23 protein-coding genes are annotated in these 18,053 nt (G+C 73.1%); 5 read left to right on the top strand and 18 right to left on the bottom strand.

Translation table 11 applies throughout. The features are described 5' to 3' along the window. Nucleotides 1-165: 165 nt before the first annotated feature. Complete coding sequence (locus tag ACIQVT_RS21080; protein ID WP_403755676.1) at nt 166-684, bottom strand: DUF3761 domain-containing protein; 519 nt, start codon at nt 682-684, stop codon at nt 166-168. Nucleotides 685-899: 215 nt separating this feature from the next. On the opposite strand from ACIQVT_RS21080, the gene ACIQVT_RS21075 reads away from it, so the two are divergent. Together ACIQVT_RS21075 and ACIQVT_RS21070 are read left to right on the top strand one after the other, a co-directional pair. Beyond that, nucleotides 900-1,277 (top strand): DUF2795 domain-containing protein, encoded by a 378-nt coding sequence (locus ACIQVT_RS21075; protein ID WP_403755673.1) that lies wholly within the window; start codon nt 900-902, stop codon nt 1,275-1,277. A 79-nt stretch (nt 1,278-1,356) separates the two neighbouring features. Next, nucleotides 1,357-1,902 (top strand): type 1 glutamine amidotransferase domain-containing protein, encoded by a 546-nt coding sequence (locus ACIQVT_RS21070; protein WP_403755670.1) that lies wholly within the window; start codon nt 1,357-1,359, stop codon nt 1,900-1,902. Nucleotides 1,903-2,005: 103 nt separating this feature from the next. On the opposite strand, the gene ACIQVT_RS21065 is transcribed toward ACIQVT_RS21070, so the two are convergent. Both ACIQVT_RS21065 and ACIQVT_RS21060 read right to left on the bottom strand, forming a co-directional pair. Beyond that, nucleotides 2,006-2,293 carry a DUF6158 family protein gene (locus ACIQVT_RS21065; protein WP_403755666.1) on the bottom strand — a complete coding sequence of 96 codons (288 nt, stop codon included), beginning with the start codon at nt 2,291-2,293 and terminating at the stop codon, nt 2,006-2,008. 55 nt (nt 2,294-2,348) lie between these two features. Next, a complete protein-coding gene (locus tag ACIQVT_RS21060; RefSeq protein ID WP_403755664.1) occupies nt 2,349-3,968 on the bottom strand; it encodes an ATP-binding cassette domain-containing protein in 1,620 nt (539 codons plus the stop codon). Nucleotides 3,969-4,074: 106 nt separating this feature from the next. Here ACIQVT_RS21060 and ACIQVT_RS21055 point away from each other — a divergent pair, with 106 nt between their 5' ends. Further along, entirely contained in the window at nt 4,075-5,571 is a 1,497-nt protein-coding gene (locus ACIQVT_RS21055) for a bifunctional phosphatase PAP2/diacylglycerol kinase family protein (protein WP_403755661.1), read from the top strand. A 126-nt stretch (nt 5,572-5,697) separates the two neighbouring features. Continuing rightward, entirely contained in the window at nt 5,698-6,519 is an 822-nt protein-coding gene (locus ACIQVT_RS21050) for a class I SAM-dependent methyltransferase (RefSeq protein ID WP_403755658.1), read from the top strand. Nucleotides 6,520-6,683: 164 nt separating this feature from the next. Here the strand turns inward: ACIQVT_RS21050 and ACIQVT_RS21045 are convergent, their stop codons facing one another. The 13 genes from ACIQVT_RS21045 to ACIQVT_RS20985 all read right to left on the bottom strand — a co-directional run bounded on the left by ACIQVT_RS21045 (nt 6,684) and on the right by ACIQVT_RS20985 (nt 15,590). Continuing rightward, on the bottom strand, nt 6,684-7,034 hold the full coding sequence (locus tag ACIQVT_RS21045) for a gas vesicle protein K (RefSeq protein ID WP_403755655.1): 351 nt from the start codon (nt 7,032-7,034) through the stop codon (nt 6,684-6,686). After that, entirely contained in the window at nt 7,031-7,219 is a 189-nt protein-coding gene (locus tag ACIQVT_RS21040) for a gas vesicle protein (protein ID WP_403755652.1), read from the bottom strand. The genes ACIQVT_RS21045 and ACIQVT_RS21040 overlap by 4 nt, the downstream gene beginning before the upstream one ends. After that, nucleotides 7,216-8,013, bottom strand: a complete 798-nt coding sequence (locus ACIQVT_RS21035; RefSeq protein WP_403755649.1) for a GvpL/GvpF family gas vesicle protein — start codon at nt 8,011-8,013, stop codon at nt 7,216-7,218. The genes ACIQVT_RS21040 and ACIQVT_RS21035 overlap by 4 nt, the downstream gene beginning before the upstream one ends. Then, the gene (locus tag ACIQVT_RS21030; RefSeq protein WP_403755646.1) at nt 8,010-8,348 is read right to left on the bottom strand and encodes a gas vesicle protein; all 339 of its coding nucleotides are present in this window, start codon (nt 8,346-8,348) and stop codon (nt 8,010-8,012) included. Before ACIQVT_RS21030 ends, ACIQVT_RS21035 begins: the two co-directional genes overlap by 4 nt. After that, entirely contained in the window at nt 8,345-9,487 is a 1,143-nt protein-coding gene (locus ACIQVT_RS21025) for an SRPBCC family protein (protein ID WP_403755643.1), read from the bottom strand. The genes ACIQVT_RS21030 and ACIQVT_RS21025 overlap by 4 nt, the downstream gene beginning before the upstream one ends. After that, nucleotides 9,484-10,479 carry a DNA primase gene (locus ACIQVT_RS21020; protein ID WP_403755640.1) on the bottom strand — a complete coding sequence of 332 codons (996 nt, stop codon included), beginning with the start codon at nt 10,477-10,479 and terminating at the stop codon, nt 9,484-9,486. The genes ACIQVT_RS21025 and ACIQVT_RS21020 overlap by 4 nt, the downstream gene beginning before the upstream one ends. A 1-nt stretch (nt 10,480) precedes the next feature. Continuing rightward, nucleotides 10,481-10,738, bottom strand: a complete 258-nt coding sequence (locus ACIQVT_RS21015; RefSeq protein WP_403755635.1) for a gas vesicle protein GvpG — start codon at nt 10,736-10,738, stop codon at nt 10,481-10,483. A gap of 31 nt (nt 10,739-10,769) precedes the next feature. Continuing rightward, nucleotides 10,770-11,540, bottom strand: a complete 771-nt coding sequence (locus ACIQVT_RS21010) for a GvpL/GvpF family gas vesicle protein (RefSeq protein ID WP_403755631.1) — start codon at nt 11,538-11,540, stop codon at nt 10,770-10,772. After that, a complete protein-coding gene (locus ACIQVT_RS21005) occupies nt 11,537-11,959 on the bottom strand; it encodes a gas vesicle structural protein GvpA (RefSeq protein WP_356825053.1) in 423 nt (140 codons plus the stop codon). Before ACIQVT_RS21005 ends, ACIQVT_RS21010 begins: the two co-directional genes overlap by 4 nt. 76 nt (nt 11,960-12,035) lie before the next feature. Next, nucleotides 12,036-12,410 (bottom strand): gas vesicle protein, encoded by a 375-nt coding sequence (locus ACIQVT_RS21000; RefSeq protein ID WP_403755625.1) that lies wholly within the window; start codon nt 12,408-12,410, stop codon nt 12,036-12,038. Between the two features lie 104 nt (nt 12,411-12,514). Continuing rightward, on the bottom strand, nt 12,515-13,450 hold the full coding sequence (gene ligD / locus ACIQVT_RS20995) for a non-homologous end-joining DNA ligase (RefSeq protein ID WP_403755622.1): 936 nt from the start codon (nt 13,448-13,450) through the stop codon (nt 12,515-12,517). Then, the gene (locus tag ACIQVT_RS20990) at nt 13,447-15,360 is read right to left on the bottom strand and encodes a transketolase (protein WP_403755884.1); all 1,914 of its coding nucleotides are present in this window, start codon (nt 15,358-15,360) and stop codon (nt 13,447-13,449) included. The genes ligD and ACIQVT_RS20990 overlap by 4 nt, the downstream gene beginning before the upstream one ends. Then, nucleotides 15,357-15,590: a hypothetical protein gene (locus tag ACIQVT_RS20985; RefSeq protein WP_403755619.1), complete on the bottom strand. Its 234-nt coding sequence runs from the start codon at nt 15,588-15,590 to the stop codon at nt 15,357-15,359. Before ACIQVT_RS20985 ends, ACIQVT_RS20990 begins: the two co-directional genes overlap by 4 nt. Before the next feature lie 353 nt (nt 15,591-15,943). Between ACIQVT_RS20985 and ACIQVT_RS20980 the strand changes: the two genes are divergently transcribed. Continuing rightward, nucleotides 15,944-16,903, top strand: a complete 960-nt coding sequence (locus tag ACIQVT_RS20980) for an LLM class F420-dependent oxidoreductase (RefSeq protein WP_403755616.1) — start codon at nt 15,944-15,946, stop codon at nt 16,901-16,903. Nucleotides 16,904-16,974: 71 nt separating this feature from the next. Here ACIQVT_RS20980 and ACIQVT_RS20975 read toward each other — a convergent pair whose 3' ends face one another. Together ACIQVT_RS20975 and ACIQVT_RS20970 are read right to left on the bottom strand one after the other, a co-directional pair. Then, nucleotides 16,975-17,418: a phage holin family protein gene (locus ACIQVT_RS20975; protein WP_403755613.1), complete on the bottom strand. Its 444-nt coding sequence runs from the start codon at nt 17,416-17,418 to the stop codon at nt 16,975-16,977. A 48-nt stretch (nt 17,419-17,466) separates the two neighbouring features. Next, nucleotides 17,467-18,015, bottom strand: a complete 549-nt coding sequence (locus tag ACIQVT_RS20970) for a GNAT family N-acetyltransferase (RefSeq protein ID WP_403755610.1) — start codon at nt 18,013-18,015, stop codon at nt 17,467-17,469. Between the last annotated feature and the right edge of the window lie 38 nt (nt 18,016-18,053).

Raw genomic sequence — 18,053 nt, 5'->3', positions numbered from 1 at the left:
CACAGCCCGCCCGGCGCCGAACCGCGCGCGGCCGGACCCCATTCGCGCGACACACGGGGCCGGGCGGGTGAGATGCGCGCGACGGAGAGCGCCCCGTCGTTCCTGCCGTCGCGGTCGCTGCCCGACGTGCCGACGGGCGGCCCTCGCCGCCGACGGGCCGGTGGCCTACCGGTAGAAGACGGCCACGCCCCCGTGGTGCGAGCACGCGCCCTGATGGTGGGCGGCGTACGAGTAGGTGCCGTCGTTGCAGCGGGCGGTGGCGCCGCCCCCGGCGTCACCTCCACCGGAAGAGCCACCGGAGGAACTCGACCCCCCGCCCCCGGACGAACCGCCGCTCGACCCACCGGACGAGCCGCTCCCGCCCCCCGCGCCCACGGCGGCCGCGTGCGCGGTGACGGTGACCTTCACCTTGACGGTCTTCGTCGCCGTCGCCGTCACCGTCGGCGCGGGCTCGGGCGTCGCGGTCCGCGTGGCCGTGGCGGTCGCCGTCACCGTGACGGTCGCGGTCACCGTCGGACGTACCTTGGCGGCCGCCGCCTTCGCGTCGTTCCCGTCGTTCTGCCCGCCGGCGCCGAGGCCGAGGAAGAAGGCGAGTCCGATGGCGGGCAGCACGTACCGCTTGCGCCCCCACCTCCGCGTCGGCGCGGTCGGCGGCTGCGGCGGCAGGGTGTACGGGTCTGTCACAGGTGTCCCCCCAGGGCACGTAGGAGGCATGACCGTAACGCCCGCCGTGAAGATCGCGTGCAGCTTCGGTGTAGTAGTCATCTATTCGTGACCTCGGACCGCGGGCCGGCCCCCGGCGCGGCCCCCAAAAGCCGCCGGCCATCACGCGCTCGACCCTGTTACGCGCGGGCCCAGCCGGGTACGCGGTGCGGACCGTCGAGCCTCTGGAGGGAGACATGCAGCGAGGCAGTGACCGGCTGAGCGTCCACCGCGACGACGAGATGAAGCATGAGCTGAGGGGGTTGCTGAGGTCCGGGCATCCGACCCGGGTCGAGGAGTGGCACGACCCGGAACCGGCCGCGGACGACGATCCGGAGGTCTGGAGCGGCCCCGTGGGCGGTCTGGGATCGCCGGCGTCGCTGGAGCGGACGAGGCTGGAGCTGGCCCGGCACCTGGGCCGGCACGCGTTCCCGGCGAAGCCGGGGGAGGTGGCGCGGGCACTGCGGCGGAACAACGCGCCCGGCGGGCTGATCGACGCCGTGGCCGCCCTGCCGCACGGCGAACGTTACGACCACGTGCAGCAGCTGGCGGAGGCGCTGGCGGGCGGCGCGTGAGGGGAAGTCAGGCGGTCCGGGCCGCGTGTGGCAACCCGCACCGGCGCGGCCGCCGCAAGCTGAGAGGAAGCTGAAAACTATGCGTATCGCTTTTCTGGTCGCCCCCGAGGGTGTCGAGCAGGTGGAGCTGACGGAGCCGTGGCAGGCGGCCTCCGATGCCGGGCACGAGCCGGTGCTGGTGTCGACCGAGTCCGGGAAGATCCAGGCGTTCAACCATCTCGACAAGGCGGACACGTTCCCCGTGGACGAGGTGGTGGGCGAGGCGTCGCCCGGGTCGTTCGGCGGGCTGGTGCTGCCGGGCGGGGTCGCGAACCCGGACTTCCTGCGGATGGACGAGAAGGCCGTCGCGTTCGTGAAGGACTTCTTCGAGCAGGGCCGTCCGGTCGCCGCGATCTGTCACGCGCCGTGGACGCTGGTGGAGGCGGACGTCGTCCGGGGCCGGGTGCTGACGTCCTGGCCCAGCCTGCGCACGGACATCGTCAACGCCGGTGGCACCTGGGTGGACGAGCAGGTGAAGATCTGCGACCACGGTTCCAACAAGCTGGTGACCAGCCGCAAGCCGGACGACCTGAAGGCGTTCTGCGAGGCGTACCTGCACGTGTTCGCCGGCGAGGTCGCCGGCTGACCGTACCGGGACATGAGCAGGGGCCGGCCCGTGGGGGCCGGCCCCTGCCGCTGCCGGGGGTGCAGGGTGCGGCCCGCGCCCGGTGGCCGCGGCCGGCGCCGGTTCAGGTGCCGGACGTGCCCGGCGCCGCCGTCTCCCCGCTGCCGCGTTCCCGGGCGCCCTCCCGGGTGCGGGCCGCGCTGACCAGGCGGCGCGGATTGCGGCGCAGGTACTCGCCCTCCAGTTGCGCCATGCGCTCGTTGTGGGCCCGCAGCGCGTCGTTCGAGCCGTACAGGAGGGTGTCGTGGCGCGTGCGGTGGATCGTCTCCAGCTCCTTCATGAGCTGCTGGTCGTCCAGCCGGCTGGGGTCGACTCCGGTCGTGGTGGTGCCCCGCTCTTCGTGTTCGTTCATGCGGTCCGGGTACCCGCCCGGCGGGCAGTGCCTCGGGACGAATTTTCCCGGCCGGTCACCGGGCGCGCTCGACCCGGCGTTCGTCCCAGACCGGTTCGGCGGTCTCGCGGACCCGGCCGTCGCTGCCGAAGACCAGGAAGCGGTCGAAGGAGCGGGCGAACCAGCGGTCGTGGGTGACGGCGAGGACCGTCCCCTCGAACGCCTCCAGGCCCTCCTGGAGCGCCTCGGCGGACTCCAGGTCCAGGTTGTCGGTCGGCTCGTCCAGGAGGAGCGCGGTGGCGCCGGCGAGTTCCAGCAGCAGGATCTGGAACCGGGCCTGCTGGCCGCCGGAGAGCCGGTCGAAGCCCTGTTCGGCCTGCTGGGTCAGCTCGTAGCGGCGCAGCCGGGACATGGCGGCCCCGCGGTCCTGGGCGTGCTCCTTCCACAGGATGTCGAGGAGGGTGCGGCCCTGGAGCTCGGGGTGGGCGTGGGTCTGCGCGAAGTGGCCGGGCACGACGCGCGCGCCGAGCTTCCACCGCCCCGTGTGCGCCACGTCCTCGCCGGCGAGCAGGCGCAGGAAGTGCGACTTGCCGGAGCCGTTGGAGCCGAGGACGGCGACCCGCTCGCCGTAGAAGACCTCCAGGTCGAACGGCCGCATCAGGCCGGTCAGCTCCAGCTCCTCGCAGGTGACGGCCCTGACGCCGGTCCGGCCGCCTTTGAGCCGCATGGTGATGTCCTGCTCGCGGGGCGGCTCCGGCGGCGGGCCCGCCTCCTCGAACTTGCGCAGGCGGGTCTGCGCGGCCTGGTAGCGGGACGCCATCTCGTGGCTGACGGCGGCGGCCTGCCGCAGGTTGAGGACGAGCTTCTTCAGCTGGGCGTGCTTCTCGTCCCAGCGGCGGCGCAGTTCCTCGAAGCGGGCGAAGCGTTCCCGGCGGGCCTCGTGGTAGGTGGCGAAGCCGCCGCCGTGCACCCAGGCGTCGGCGCCGGCCGGACCCGGCTCCACGGAGACGATCTTCTCGGCGGCGCGGGCGAGGAGCTCCCGGTCGTGGGAGACGAACAGGACCGTCTTGCGGGTCTCCCTCAGCTGTTCCTCCAGCCAGCGCTTGCCGGGCACGTCGAGGTAGTTGTCCGGTTCGTCCAGCAGCAGCACCTCGTCGGTGCCGCGCAGCAGCGCCTCCAGCACGAGCCGTTTCTGCTCGCCCCCGGAGAGGGTGCGCACCTGCCGCCACTGGGCGCGTTCGTACGGCATGCCGAGCGCGGCGGTGGTGCACATGTCCCACAGCGTCTCGGCCTCGTAGCCGCGGGCCTCCGCCCAGTCGGACAGGGCCTGCGCGTACCCCATCTGGGCGGCCTCGTCGTCGACGGTCATCAGGGCGTGCTCGGCCTCGTCGACGGCCTTCGCGGCCTGGCGGACGCGGGGCGGCGCGACGGAGACGAGCAGGTCCCGTACGGTCGTCTCGTCGCGTACGGAGCCCACGAACTGGCGCATCACGCCGAGGCCGCCGCCGACGGTGACCGTGCCGCCGTGCGGTTTCAGCTCGCCGGAGACCAGCCGCAGCAAGGTGGTCTTGCCGGCGCCGTTCGGGCCGACCAGGGCCACGACGGCACCTTCGCCCACCCGGAAGGACACGTCACCGAGCAGCGTCCTGCCGTCGGGGAGGTGGTACTCGAGGTGCGCGGCTTCCAGATGTCCCATGGGCAGGCATTCTCCGGGTCGGCCGGGACCGGGGGCAAACCGTTATCAAGGGTGACGCCGGGCGGGCGCGGCACAAGAAACGGGCCTGCGCGGGTAGGCGCACCCCATGAGCCGAGACTTGGACCTGACTGTCCCCGCCTCCGCGGCCCGGACCCCGCTGCGCACGGCCCTCACTCTCGACGGCCGGCTCTTCGAGGCCGCCGCCGCCTGGAACTGGCCGGGGGCCGAGGGGGTGCTGCCCCGGCTGAGCCGTGGCGCCAACCACGGGGTGCTGTGGTTCGGGGTGGCCGCCGCGATGGCCGCGAGCCGCACACCGCGAGCCCGCCGGGCGGCGGTCCGGGGGCTGGCGTCGCTCGGTGTGGCGTCGCTGACCATCAACACCGTCGGCAAGCGGTCGGTGCGCCGGGCCCGCCCGGTGCTCGACCCGGTGCCGCTGGTGCGGCGGCTCAAGCAGCAGCCGATCACCACGTCCTTCCCGTCCGGGCACGCCGCCTCCGCCGCGGCCTTCGCGACCGGGGTGGCCCTGGAGTCGCCGGCGTGGGGCGCGGCGGTGGCGCCGGTGGCGTTGTCGGTGGCCGCGTCCCGCGTGTACACGGGGGTGCACTTCCCGAGCGACGTGCTGGCCGGGGCCGCGCTCGGCGCGGGCGCGGCCTTCCTGGTACGGCGCCTGGTGCCGACCCGCGCCCAGGTCAACGGCTCCGCCCGGCCGCGGGCCGCCGCCCCGGCGCTGCCCGAGGGCGACGGCCTGGTGGTGGTCGCCAACCAGGCGTCGGGCACCGCGGACCGGGTGCGCGCCCTGCGCGACGCGCTGCCCAAGGCGGAGGTCGTGGAGTGCGCGCCGGAGGACGTGGCCGAGGAGCTGGAGAAGGCGGCGGCCCGGGCGCGGGTCCTCGGGGTGTGCGGCGGCGACGGCACGGTGAACGCGGCGGCCGGGGCCGCCCTGCGGCACGGGCTGCCGCTCGCGGTGCTGCCCGGCGGCACCCTCAACCACTTCGCCTACGACCTCGGCGTGGAGGACGAACGGCAACTGGCCCGGGCGGTGCGCCACGGCGAGGCGGTCCGGGTGGACGTGGGCCGGTTCGCCGCCGAGGACACGGAGGGCGTGTTCCTGAACACGCTGAGCCTCGGCGTGTACCCGGAGCTGGTGCGGGCGCGGGACCGCTGGTCGCACCGGATCGGCAGCTGGCCGGCCGGGATGGTCGGGGTACTGCGGGTGCTGCGCGCCGGCCGGCATCCGCTGGAGGTGGTGGCGGGCGGTGAGCGGCGGCCGCTGTGGCTGCTCTTCGTCGGCAACGGCATCTACCACCGGATGGGGCTCGCGCCGGGCCGCCGTACCGATCTGGCGGACGGCCTGCTGGACGTGCGGGCGGTGCACGGCAGCCGCAGGCCCGCGCTGCGGTTGCTCGCGGCGGCGGCCGCGGGCCCGCTGACCCGGTCGCCCGCGCACGCGGCGGTGCAGGTCAGCCGGCTGCGGCTGACCGGCGTCGCCCCCGGCACCCCGCTGGCCTACGACGGCGAGGTGACGACGGTGTCGGGCGAGGTGCGGCTGGAGAAGCTGCCCGAGGCCCTGACGGTGTACCGCCCGCTGAACTCCGGCGCCTGACGGTTCTGACGGTTCGTCAGTCCGTATCGCGAAACGGTGATCTCACCATACGGCTGGTGGGCGTAGCGTGAGCGGACCGGTGGACGGGTGGGCCGGTCCGCCGACGAGGGGTGAAGGGGTACAGCCATGTCGAAGACCGAGGAGACCGCCGTCTACACGCACGGGCACCACGAGTCGGTGCTGCGTTCGCACACCTGGCGGACCGCCGCCAACTCCGCCGCCTACCTGCTCGGCGTGATCAAGCCCCACATGCGTGTCCTGGACATCGGCTGCGGTCCCGGCACCATCACCGCCGACCTGGCGGAACTGGTCCCGGACGGCCATGTCACCGGGGTCGACCACGCCCCCGGCGTCCTGGAGCGGGCCCGGGAGACCGCCGCCGCCCGCGGGCTGGCCAACGTGGACTTCGCGGTGGCCGACGTGCACGCCCTGGACCACCCGGACGACACCTTCTGCGTCGTCCACGCCCACCAGGTGCTCCAGCACGTGGGCGACCCGGTGCAGGCGCTGCGCGAGATGCACCGGGTGACGAAGCCGGGTGGGTTCATCGCCGTCCGCGACGCGGACTACGCGGCGATGACCTGGTACCCGGCGGTGCCGGGCCTCGAAGACTGGCTGGAGCTGTACGAGCGGGTCGCGCGCGCCAACGGCGGCGAACCCGACGCCGGACGCCGGCTGACCGCGTGGGCGCGGGCCGCGGGGCTGCGGGACGTCACGGCCACCTCCAGCACCTGGACGTTCTCCACCCCGGAGGACCGGGCCTGGTGGAGCGGTCTGTGGGCGGACCGCACGCTCGCCTCCGTCTACGCCGAACAGGTGACGCGGGGCGGTCACGCCACCGCGGACGGGCTGCGGGCGGTCTCGGAGGCCTGGCGGGACTGGGGCCGGCGGGAGGACGGCTGGTTCGCCGTCCTGCACGGGGAGATCCTGTGCCGGAAGGCGGCCTGAGCCTAGGGTCTTTCGTTCGGATCGGGCCGGATCAGGGAGCGGGGTCCGGTGCCGTGGATCGCAGGGCGGAGGAGGGCGTCGTGGCGGAGCCATGGCAACCGACGACAACGCGGCGAGGCGCGGTGCCAGGGCCCCCGAGCCCGGCATCATCCGAACGAGAGGCCCTAGTCCCGGGGCAGCAGCGGTCCCAGCGGCCCGAGGTCCAGGTTGAGGTCCTCGGGCCGCAGTCCGTACCGGTCCCGCAGCTCGGCCATCCGGTCCTCCAGCAGCATCAGCGTGAGCCCGATCCGCTCCTCCTGCTCCTCGGTCAGGTCGCCGGTGTCGAAGCGCCGCACGGCCTGGCGCTCCATGAGCTGCCGCAGCAGCTCCACCACGGTGAGCACCAGTTTCACCAGGTCGCGCTCGACGGTGTCGGGCTCCAGGTCGAGCCGCTTGCGCCGCGGGGTCCCGGCCGGTCCGTCGGCCGGGGTCTCGGCCGGCTCGTCGGCCGGGGTCCCGGCCGGGCTTGCGGTCATGCGAGGTCCTCGAAGGGCGACGGGACCTGCTCGTTGACGGAGCTGATCAGGGCGTTGAGGTCGATGCGGACGAGGTCGACGTCCGCGATGCGCAGCGTGATGTCACCGGTGAGGACGACCCCGCCGGCCAGCAGCCGGTCCAGGAGGTCGACGAGGGCGATCTCGCGGCGTTCGACTACGGTCACCGCACCTCCTCCGCCGCCGACACGTCCTGGCTCGCCACGTCCTCCGAGGAGAACGAGTACGCGGCCCAGGGACCGGTGAGCTCCACCCGGATCCCGGGCTCCTCGTCCTTCGTGCGATCGACCAGTTCCACGAATTCCTCGGAATGCGCGCGCGGCACCAGATAGGCCGCATTGAGCACGTTGCGCCCAGCGGCTCCGGAGAGCGCCGCGTTCTGCGGCGGGTGGAGCCGGTGGTCCTCGGCGGGGCCGGAGAGGCGCTCGTGCAGGGACCGCGCGAACGCCTCGGCCCGCTGCCACTTCTCCTCCTTGGCGTGGCTGTGCTCACGCCGGCGGCGCAGGTAGTCCCGTCCGCTGGCGGGCTTCGCCGCGGCGGCGGGGGCCGGTTCGGCCGCCGGCTCGTCTTCCAGGTACACCTTGACCCCCCACTCGACCCGGCCGTCCAGGCGGTCGAGCAACCGCCGGAAGCTGTCCTCCTGGGTCTCGATCATCATGCGCAGGGCGCTGTCGTCCCGGAAGACGGTCGCGAGCCGCAGCGGCAGCGGGGTGGTGACCGTGGTGAGCGCGTCGATCACACCCTGGTGGGCCCGGGCGGTCGCGGCCAGCCAGTCCAGGTCCTCCAAGCGGCCCTTCAGCGCCTCCTCGGAGAAGTCGGCCTCCGGGACCGTACTGACGACCGCGACCAGCCCGTGGTGGCGCACCAGGGCCGGCGGGGCGCCCCCGATGCCCGTCAGCTGGGCCTGTAGGGGCGTCCCGAAGGGGCGGCAGACGGCGTAGACGTACCGCAGTCCGGTCATGGTGCCTCCTTCGGCGCGTGGCCCTGTTCCAGCTCCTCCAGCCGGGCAAGGCGTTCTCTCAGCTCGGCGTTCTCCCGGGCCAGCTCGTCCCGGCGGGCACGGGAGGACAGGGCCGGATCCGTCTCCCACCAGTCGATGCCCATTTCCTTGGCCTTGTCCACCGAAGCGACGATGAGCCGCAGCTTGATGGTGAGCAGCTCTATGTCGAGCAGGTTGATCCTGATGTCACCCGCGATGACGATCCCCTTGTCGAGCACGCGCTCGAGGATGTCGGCGAGGTTGGCCCCCGAGCCCTGGCTGCCATAGGGCTCGGGGAAGCGGCCGGGCATCGTCATCGACGGCCCCGGCTCTCGGCGTACTCAGGTTCCTCTTCCTCTTCGTCCTCTTCTTCCTCGTCCTCGTACGCGTCCTCCGCGGGCTCCTCCTCGTCGCCCTCCTCTTCCTCCTCGTCCTCGTACGGGCCCTCTTCCTCGTCCTCGTAGGCCTCGGGCTCGTCCTCGTCCTCGTAGCCCTCCTCGTCGTCCTCGGCCTCGTCGTCCTCCTCGGCCTCGGGCTCGCCGGAGTCCTCGTCGTCCTCGGTGTCCTCGGTGTCCTCGTCGTTCTCGGACTCCTCCTCGGCGACGGCGTCCTCGTGGCTCTTGACCACCTCGCCGTCGCGTATCTCGCCGCGCCAGCCGTCCTCCGCCTCGCCCTTGAGGGTGATGAAGCGGGCGAAGTTCTTCAGGTCCAGCCTGGCCCGACGACCCTGGGCGCGCCAGATGTTGCCGGTCTTCTCGAAGAGGCCGACCGGGTAGTACTCCATGACCAGCAGCACCCGGGTGAGGTTGTCCTCGAGCCGGTGGAAGGAGACCACGCCCTTGGTGGTGCCCTTGGCGCCCTCGGACGTCCACTGGATGCGGTAGTCCGGCACCTGCTCGGTCGTCTTCGCCTTCCAGCTTCGGCTGGACCAGAAGACCTTGGCCTGCCAGTCGGACTCGGTGTCGCCCGAGCGGCTCGCGCTCTTGACACCCTTGGCGAAGGTGGAGAAGTCCTGGAACTGGGTCCACTGGTCGTACGCGGTGCGCAGCGACACGCCGACGTCGACGGACTCCATGATGACGACCGGCTTCTTGCCCGCGCCGCCCTTCTTGCCCTTGCCGCCCCCCAGGTTCTTGACGGCGCCCATCACGTTCTCCTTGGCGCGGGAGGCGCCCAGCTCCAGCGCCGAGCGCAGGGGACCCTTGCCCTCGGCGAGCTTGCGCCCGCCGTCGAGGGCCAGCTTGCCGAAGCCCGGGCTGTTGCCCTCGGCGATGTCGTTGAGCTTGCCGGTGGTCTCACCGAGCTTGCGGCCGAGGCCGCTCAGCAGCCGGGTGGCCTGTGCGGACAGGTACTCCTGGGCCTCTTCCTTCAGCCGGTCGGCGGCCTCGCTGTGGGCGAGAGCGCTCAGCGGGTTGTCCTTGGCCGCGGAGGCGGCCGATCCGGTGTTCTCCGTCATCGGTCATCGCCACCCTTCGAACGCCGGGACGTCGCGCGCCGAGTGCTACGGCCGGCCGAACCCGTCTTCTTCGCCGCCGTCCTGCCGGCCGTGCCCGTCTTCTTCGCCGCGGTCTTCTTCGCGGGAGCCGTCTTCTTGGCCGGGGCGGTCTTCTTGGCCGCGGCCTTCTTGGCGGGAGCCTTCCCGGCGGGGGCCTTCTTCGCAGGAGCCTTCTTGGCCGGGGCCTTCTTCGCGGGAGCCTTCCCGGCAGGGGCCTTCCTCGCCGGAGCCTTCTTGGCAGGGGCCTTCTTCGCGGGAGCCTTCCGCGCGGGAGCCTTCTTCGCCGGCTTCTCCTCCGGCTCTTCCTCCTCCTCTTCCTCCTCTTCCTCCTCTTCCTCGGGCTCCTCCTCTTCCTCCTCCTCCGGCTCTTCCTCTTCCTCTTCCTCCTCGGGCTCCTCCTCTTCCTCCTCCTCGTCCCGCGGCTCGCCCTCGTCGTCCGGCTCCTCGTCCTCGTCCGGCTCCTCCTCCTCGGGCTCCTCCTCCTCGGGCTCTTCCTCCTCGTCCCGCGGCTCGCCCTCCTCGTCCGGCTCTTCCTCCTCGTCCGGCTCCTCGTCCTGCTCGTCCTGCTCGTCCTGCGGCTCGGCGGACTCCTCGTCGTCCTCGTCGTCCGTCTCGTCGCCGGAGCCGCCCGGAACGACCCCGGCCAGCTGGTCGCGGACCTGGGCGGTGCGGCCGTGCAGCCGGTCGGCGAGCGCGTTGATCTGCCGCTCGGCCATCGCCCCGGTCGCGGCCTTGCCGACGCCCCGCATGTCCTTGCGCAGCTGGTCCCCTATCTCCTTGAACTGGGGATTCTTCTGGAGCTGCTCGCTCACCATGTCCGCCAGCATCTTGGGGCTGAGGTTGAGCTTCTTGCCGGCCACGAACGATCCGACGGCGAGCGCCATCTTCAGTTTCTTCGTGCGGCCGAGCATGTATCCGGCCCCTACGGCGAGGCCCAGTGCCGTTCGGTTCATCTCACGTCCCGTTGCCTGTGGTGTCGCCGGAGCGCACAGTGGTCTCCAGCCGGTCGAGAAGTTCGTCCTCGCGCCGGTCGAACTCCTCCTCGCTGATCTCGCCCGCCTCCAGCTGTTCCTCGAGACGGGCGAGCTCGGCCCGCACGGTGGAGGGGTCGTAGTAGATCCGTTCCGCCTCCTGGAGCACCTGCCTGATGGCCCACGCGCTGCCGCGTACGGGCGCGAACGGCAGCATCAGCACCTCGCCGATCAGTCCCACGGTGTTCTCCTCTCCGTCCGGGCCGGGAGCGCTACTGCGCTCCGGCGCCCGCGCCGGCCGTACTGCCGGCCGACTCCGCCGGGCCGGGTTCCACGAAGCTGTACGGCGGCAACGGCCCGTTGACGCGCAGTTCCAGATGGGCGTGGTTGTTCCGGACCTCCTCGACGGCGGCCAGGAAGCGGTCGGCGGAGTCCCGCGCGACCAGGAACGAGATGTTCAGCAGCCAGCCGGTGGACTCGGGGCCCACGCTGACCGCGGCGGCGGTCGGTGCCAGCAGGCTCCGCACCTCGCCGGCGTCCACGCTCTCCTTGGCCTTGACCGCGGACGCGACCATCTCGCCGAGGCGGATCTTGTCGTCGTAGCTGCCGCCGCCGGAGCGGCGGTTGGCCTCCGCGAGGGAGCGCAGCTCCGCGTTCTCGGCCATCACCAGGTGCAGGACGGCCTCCTCGACGTGGGTGGCCTTGACGTTGTACTCGACCTTGCCGTCCAGCTCCCGCAGCCGCTCCTGGTAGTGCTCGGCCCGCGCGGTGAGCACCTCGGTGACGGAGGCGTCGTCGTCCGCGACGCTGCCGAACCGCATGGGCAGGATGCAGCCGCCCGCGCCGGTCTCGGCCAGCACGTTCTGGTGGGCGAGCAGGTCCCTGCGCTTGGGTCGCAGGTCCTCCGGGGCGTCGCTGACCACAGCGGTCAGCTCACCGGCCGTGAGGAGGCGCACCGGGCGGGGGGGCTGGCCCACGCCGGTCATGCCCTCGGGAAGCGCGGGGTGGGACCTCGCGGTGATCCCGTAGACGTAGGTGCTCACTCCTGCTCCTCCTTACGGCGTGCCGGGGCCTTACGGGCACGCGGCCGGGACTGGGTCTCCCCTTCCGAACGCGCCTGCTTGAAGGCGTCGGATATCGTCTCCGCGGCGCCGGACAGCGCCCCCTTGGACTTGCCGCGGGCGCCGGACTCGGTGACCTCGCCGACGATCTCGGGCAGGCCCGGGCTCTTGTTCGGACCGGACTCCAGGTCGAGCCGGTTGCACGCCTCGGCGAACCGCAGGTAGGTGTCGACGCTGGCCACGACGACCCGGACGTCGATCTTCAGGATCTCGATGCCGACCAGAGAGACGCGGACGAACGCGTCGATCACGAGGCCCCGGTCCAGGACCAGTTCAAGTACGTCGTAGAGGCCGCTGCTGCCGCCTCCACCTCCGCTCTGCTGAGCCGGAACAACTGTCATGCCGGCGATTCCTCCTCGTGTGTAGTCGGTCGTTGTCTAGTAGGTCGCGGCGGGTAGGGGCGGGCGCGTCGGTGACTCACCGGCCGCGCGCGTCGGCCCTGCCGCGTTCGTAACGGCGGACGCGCCGGTACCCGGTGAGCTGGCCCTGCGGGTCCAGTTCGACCTGGTAGCTGCCCATCAGGCTCATCGTGTCGGGGACCCTCGACAGTTCGAGGACCTCGACCTCCAGGGACCACCCGTCCTCCGTCTGCTCGAACGAGGACACCGACTCGGGTTCGAGGCCGGTGAGTTCGGCGAGCTGGGCACGCGCTTCGCGCAGCACCTGCATGAGGGGCGGGCGGCGGCCACCCGACGCGGACTTTCCCGTGTCCTCGTGTGACACCTGTGTTTCCTCGGAGTCGTGCCTTTTCCGCGGTCTTTGTGACTGTGATGTGTTCTCTGTGTTCGACATGGCCACCTCTCCCTGCGTGTGGCCGCCACACCACTGGCCAAACCTTCGGGAGCACACGCATGCCACTCCCCTACCGTCGCGCCTGGTCAGACGGGGTACGTGTGTCACCCACGCAATGCCGCGAGGCGGCGCATCGCGGGTGTCAGGGACCGTCCGCGGGCCGGCGCGCCGGCCCATGGGCGGGTACGTGCCTGCTCCACCGCGTCGGCGAGGGTCCACCGGCGGGCGTCGGTGCCGGGGTCGGCCACCTGTTCCCAGGTCAGCGGGACCGCGACGGGGGCGCCCGGCAGGGCGCGCACGCTGTAGGGGGCGACGGCGGTCTGGGCGTAGGCGTTGCGCTGCACGTCGAGGTAGAGGCGGCCGCCGCGGTCGCGGACCCGGGCGGCGGTGGTGAGCCGGTCGGGGTCCCGGGACGCGGCGAACTCGGCCACCTCGTGGGCGAATCGGCGTACCTCGTCGAAGTCGTGGCGGCCGTCCAGCGGGACGACGAGGTGGAGCCCCCGCGAGCCGGTGGTCATTGGTGCCGCGGGCAGGCCCAGCTCGTCCAGCAGCTCGCGCAGCCGGCCGGCGGCCTCGCGGACCGCCGGGAAGTCGTCCCCGGCGGGGTCCAGGTCGAGGACGAGTCGATCGGGGTGGTCGAGGCCGCCGGCCCGGTCGGTGCGCGAGAGCCAGCGGTGCAGGGTGACGCAGGCCTGGCCGGCCAGGTGGAGCAGGGTCGCGGTGTCGTCGCAGACGAGGTGGGTGACGGTGCCGCCCTCCTTGGCCACCTCGACCCGGGTGATCCACTCCGGGTAGTGCTCGGGGGTGTTCTTCTGCATGAACCGGGGACCGTCGAGGCCGTCCGGACGGCGGTCCAGCATCAGCGGACGGCCCCGCAGGTGCGGCAGCATGTACGGCGCGACGGCCCGGTAGTACTCGGCGAGGTCGCCCTTGGTGTACTGAGCGGTGCGCCCGCCGCCGGGGAAGAGCACCTTCCCCGGCCGCCGGATCTCCACCGTGCGGCGGCCCGCCCGCAGGGTCAGCGCGCCGCCGTCGCTCATCGCACGACCGCCTCCTCGACCAGCATCCGGGCGGCGGCCGCGATGCTCACGGAGTCGATGCCGGCCGCGTGCAGCTGCTCGTCGGGCGCGGCGGAACCCGGCATGGTGCGCACCGCCAGCCGGACCAGGCGGGGCACGGGCCGGCCGTCGCCGAACGCCTCCGCGACGGCGTCGCCGAGGCCGCCCTCCGGGTGGTGGTCCTCGACGGTCAGCAGGCAGCCGGTCTCCTCGGCGGCCCGGCGCAGCGTCTCGGCGTCGACCGGCTTGACCGAGTACAGGTCGATGACCCGCACCCGGATGCCGTCCTCGGCGAGCCGGTCGGCGGCGGCCAGCGCCTCGGGCACGGTGACCCCGGCGGCGACGACGGTCAGCCGGTCGTCCTCCCCGGAGCGCAGCGTCTTGCTGCCGCCCACCGGGAACTCCTCGTCGGGCCCGTAGATCACCGGGGACCCGCCGCGGGAGGTGCGAAGGTAGCGGATGCCGTCGAGGTCGGCCATGGCCGCGACCAGCTTCGCGGTCTGGTTGCCGTCGCAGGGGTAGAGCACGGTCGAGCCGTACACGCTCCGGAACATCGCCAGGTCCTCCAGGCCCATCTGCGAGGGCCCGTCCTGCCCGATCGAGACACCGGCGTGCGAGCCGACCAGGTTGATACCGGAGCCGCTGATGGCCGCCATGCGCACGAAGTCGTGGGCCCGGGTGAGGAAGGCGGCGAACGTCGAGGCGTACGGCACCCGGCCCCGCGCGGCCATGCCGACGGCCGTGGCGACGAGCTGCTGCTCGGCGATGTAGCACTCGAAGTACCGGTCGGGGTGGGCCTTGCCGAACTCCTCGGTGCGCACGGAGTCGCCGACCTCGCCGTCCAGGGCGACCACGTCGTCGCGGGCGGCACCGAGCGCGGCGAGGGCCTTGCCGAAGGCGTCCCGGGTGGCGACCTCCTCCCCGAGGTCGAAGGTGGGCAGCCGGAGCTCCCCGGTGGCGGCCGGGTGGTGCGCGGCGGCGGTCGGCGGCTCGCTGACCCGGACGTGCAGCTGCCGGGGGCCGCCGAGTTCGGCGATGGCGTCCTCCGCCTCGGCCAGCGGCTTGCCGTGCAGGCCCTCACGGTCCTCGACGGCGGCGACGCCCTTGCCCTTGAGGGTGCGGGCGAGGATCACGGTGGGCTGCCCGGTCGTGGAGAGCGCCTCCCCGTACGCCCGATCGATCTTGTCGACGTCGTGCCCGTCGATCTCCACGGTGTGCCAGCCGAACGCCTGGAAGCGGCGGGCGTAGGCGTCCAGGTCGTGGCCGTGCCGGGTGGGGCCGCGCTGCCCGAGCCGGTTGACGTCCACGATCGCGATCAGGTTGTCCAGGTTCTCGAAGCCGGCGTGCTCGGCGGCCTCCCACACCGAGCCCTCCGCCAGCTCGCTGTCGCCGCACAGCACCCAGACCCGGTAGTCGGCGTGGTCCAGCCGCTTGCCGGCGAGGGCGATGCCGACACCGACCGGCAGCCCCTGGCCGAGGGAGCCGGTGGCCGTCTCGACCCAGGGCAGCCGCCGCGGCGTCGGGTGGCCCTCCAGCCGGCTGCCGAGCTTGCGGAAGGTCACGAGTTCGCCGTCCTCGATGGCGCCGGCCGCCTTGAACGCGGAGTACAGCAGGGGCGAGGCGTGTCCCTTGGAGAGCACGAAACGGTCGTTCGCGGGGTGCTCGGGGCGTTCGAAGTCGTAGCGCAGATGGTTCGCGAGCAGGACGGCCACCAGATCGGCGGCGGACATGGAGGACGTGGGGTGCCCGGACCCCACGGCGGCGGACGCGCGCACGCTGTCCACCCGCAGCTGCTGTCCCAGTTCGGCCAGTTCGGCGGTCTTCATGAGTCTCCTCGTTCTCGGCTTCTGCGTTCTGCGTACGGCGTTGCGCGTCGGGTGCGCGGTGTTCAGTCGGACGTGGCGGGGCGGTCCGCGGGGTCGGGGGTGTCGGTGCGCCGGACCGGGCCGGGGGCCGGGTGCTCCCCGCCGGTCCCGGCGGGCTCACCGCCGGGCTGGTTGCGGGCGGCCTCACCACCCGGCTGGTTCCGGGCGGGTTCCCCGCCGGGCTGGTTGCGGGCGGGTTCGGTGTCCCGACGGTCCTTGTCGTCCGTGCGGTGGGTCGGGCCGGTCTCGCGTGTCATGGTGGGTCTCCCGAGTGTGCGGACGGCCGCTCCGGGCCGTCCGGCGGCCGCGCCGCCGAGGCTGAGGACCGGGTCCGGGGAACCGTCCCGGTCCGGGCGAGCCCGGACGGACGCCGCGGCGGTACGGCGTCCTCCACCCGGCCGGCGGCGGCCCCGGACGCGTGCGCGCGCGGGGCGCCCCGGGGGTGCGGCTCATTTCCGAGGACTTCCGCGTAACCGGGGCCGGGGCACCCAAACGCCGGGCGGGTCACCCGTACGCGGGCGGCGGCGGAGTTTCGTCCGGGCCGGTCCCGGTTACCCGGGCCGCGACCCGCTCCCCCCACATACCCGGCCGCCCCCGCGGAGGTGCCCACATGCCCGAGTACGGCTATTTCCTGGCGTGCGAGGAACACGATCCCGCCGCCCTCGTCGAACAGGCCCGGATGGCCGAGCAGGCCGGATTCCAAGCCCTGTGGATCTCCGACCACTACCACCCGTGGAACGACGCGCAGGGACAGAGCCCGTTCGTGTGGTCGGTGATCGGCGCGCTCTCCCAGGCGGTGTCGCTGCCCATCGAGACGGCGGTGACCTGCCCGACGGTACGCATGCACCCGGCGGTGGTGGCCCAGGCCGCGGCGACGAGCGCGGTGATGACCGAGGGCCGCTTCCGGCTCGGCGTCGGCACCGGCGAGGCGCTGAACGAGCACATCCTCGGCGACGCCTGGCCACCGCAACACGTCCGCCTGGAGATGCTGGAGGAGTCGATCCAGGTGATGCGCCGGCTGTTCACCGGCGAGGAGGTCAACCACCACGGCACCCACTACACGGTGGAGAACGCGCGCCTGTACACCGTCCCCGACGAGCCCGTCCCGATCGACATCTCCGGGTTCGGCCCGAAGGCGACGGCGCTGGCCGCCCGGGTCGGCGACGGCTACATCACGATGATGCCGGAGGAGGAGATGGTCACCCGGTACCGCAAGGGCGGCGGCGGGACCGGTCTCGTCAGCGGCGGCACCAAGGTGTGTTACGGCACCGACCGCGACGCGTGCGTCCGTACGGTGCGCGAGCTCTGGTACAACGAGCTGCTGCCCGGCGAGATGGGCCAGGTGCTGCCCTCCCCGCGGCACTTCGAGCAGCTGCACGAGCTGGTCACCGAGGACATGGTGCGGGACAAGGTGGTGTGCGGGGACGACCCCGACCAGCACGCCGCGGCGCTGCGGGCCTTCGCCGACACCGGGTTCGACCGGGTGTACGTGAACCAGATCGGGCCGGACCAGCGCGGCTTCTTCGACTTCTACCGGACCAAGGTGCTGCCCCGGCTGGACCGGGACTGAGCACCCGCCACGCCTCCGGCCCCGCCCCGGCGTCCGACGGGCGGAGCGCCGGGGCGGGGCCGGGAAGCGGGTCACGCCCGGTGGTGCGGGGCGTCGGGGTCGGTGGGGGGCTCGGTCGGAGCCGGCGGGTACGGCATACCGCCCAGGCCACCGGGCGGGACGCCCGGCGCGGTGCCGCCGATCACGCGGTGCGGGGCGTGCGGGGTGTGGTCCTCGTGCCGGTGACCGGGCCGGGCGGCGCCGCGCAGCACGTACGCCACCACGCCCAGCAGTGCGGCGGTGATCAGCGCGGCGGCCCAGCCGGGCAGCCCGGCCGCCAGGGCCAGTCCGACGGCGAGGGCCACGGCAGCGCCCGCGTACAGGGCGGCGGCACCCGACGCGGCGTACAGCATGGCCGTGCGACGCTGCTTGCGGCCCTGCTCGCGCAGTTCGTCCCGCACCGTCTCGCGCGCCACCTGTGCCAGCTCTTCGACAAGGTGCTTGTCCAGATGTTCCAGGTGATCCATACGGTCCATACCCCGCGGGTACCCGGTGCGCACAGCCGGTAACGCCGCGGCGCCAGGTCAGCCGGAGGCGCGCATCTCCGCGGTGAGCGCCCAGCGTTCGTGGTCGCGCCAGGCCCCGGCGACCTGGATCATGCGCGGGGAGAAGCCCTCCAGGCGGAAGCCGGCGCCTCGGGCGAGGGCGATGGAGGCGGCGTTCCCGGGCTGCGCGTTGATCTCCAGCCGATGCAGGCCCAGCGGCCCGAACGCGTACCCGAGCACCAGCTCCAGGCCCTCGCGCATCAGGCCACGCCCGGCCGCGTGCGCGAAGGCGCCGTAACCGAGGGCGCCGCACTGGAAGCCGCCCCGGACGATGTTGTTGATGTTGATGAACCCGGCGATGCCGCCGCCGTCCCGCTCGCACAGCAGGAAGCCCTCCCGGGCCGGGTCCGCGATCAGCGCGCCGGCGTAGGCGGCGTAGGCCTCGTCGCTGTCCGGCGGGAACAGCCACGGCCGGTGCAGGTCCTTGCTCTCACGGGCCCGTGCGGTGAACTCGGGGCCGTCCGCGAGGGTGAACCGGCGCAGGGCGACGCGGGGGCCTTCGGGCAGGCGGGGCGAGGTGTGCGGCATGCCGTCAGCCTAGGGTGTCGCCGGCCGCGGCGTCGCAC

It is taken from the genome of Streptomyces sp. NPDC100445 (assembly GCF_044759735.1).
Lineage (GTDB): Bacteria > Actinomycetota > Actinomycetes > Streptomycetales > Streptomycetaceae > Streptomyces.
This window is presented reverse-complemented; position numbering and strand designations above follow the sequence as displayed.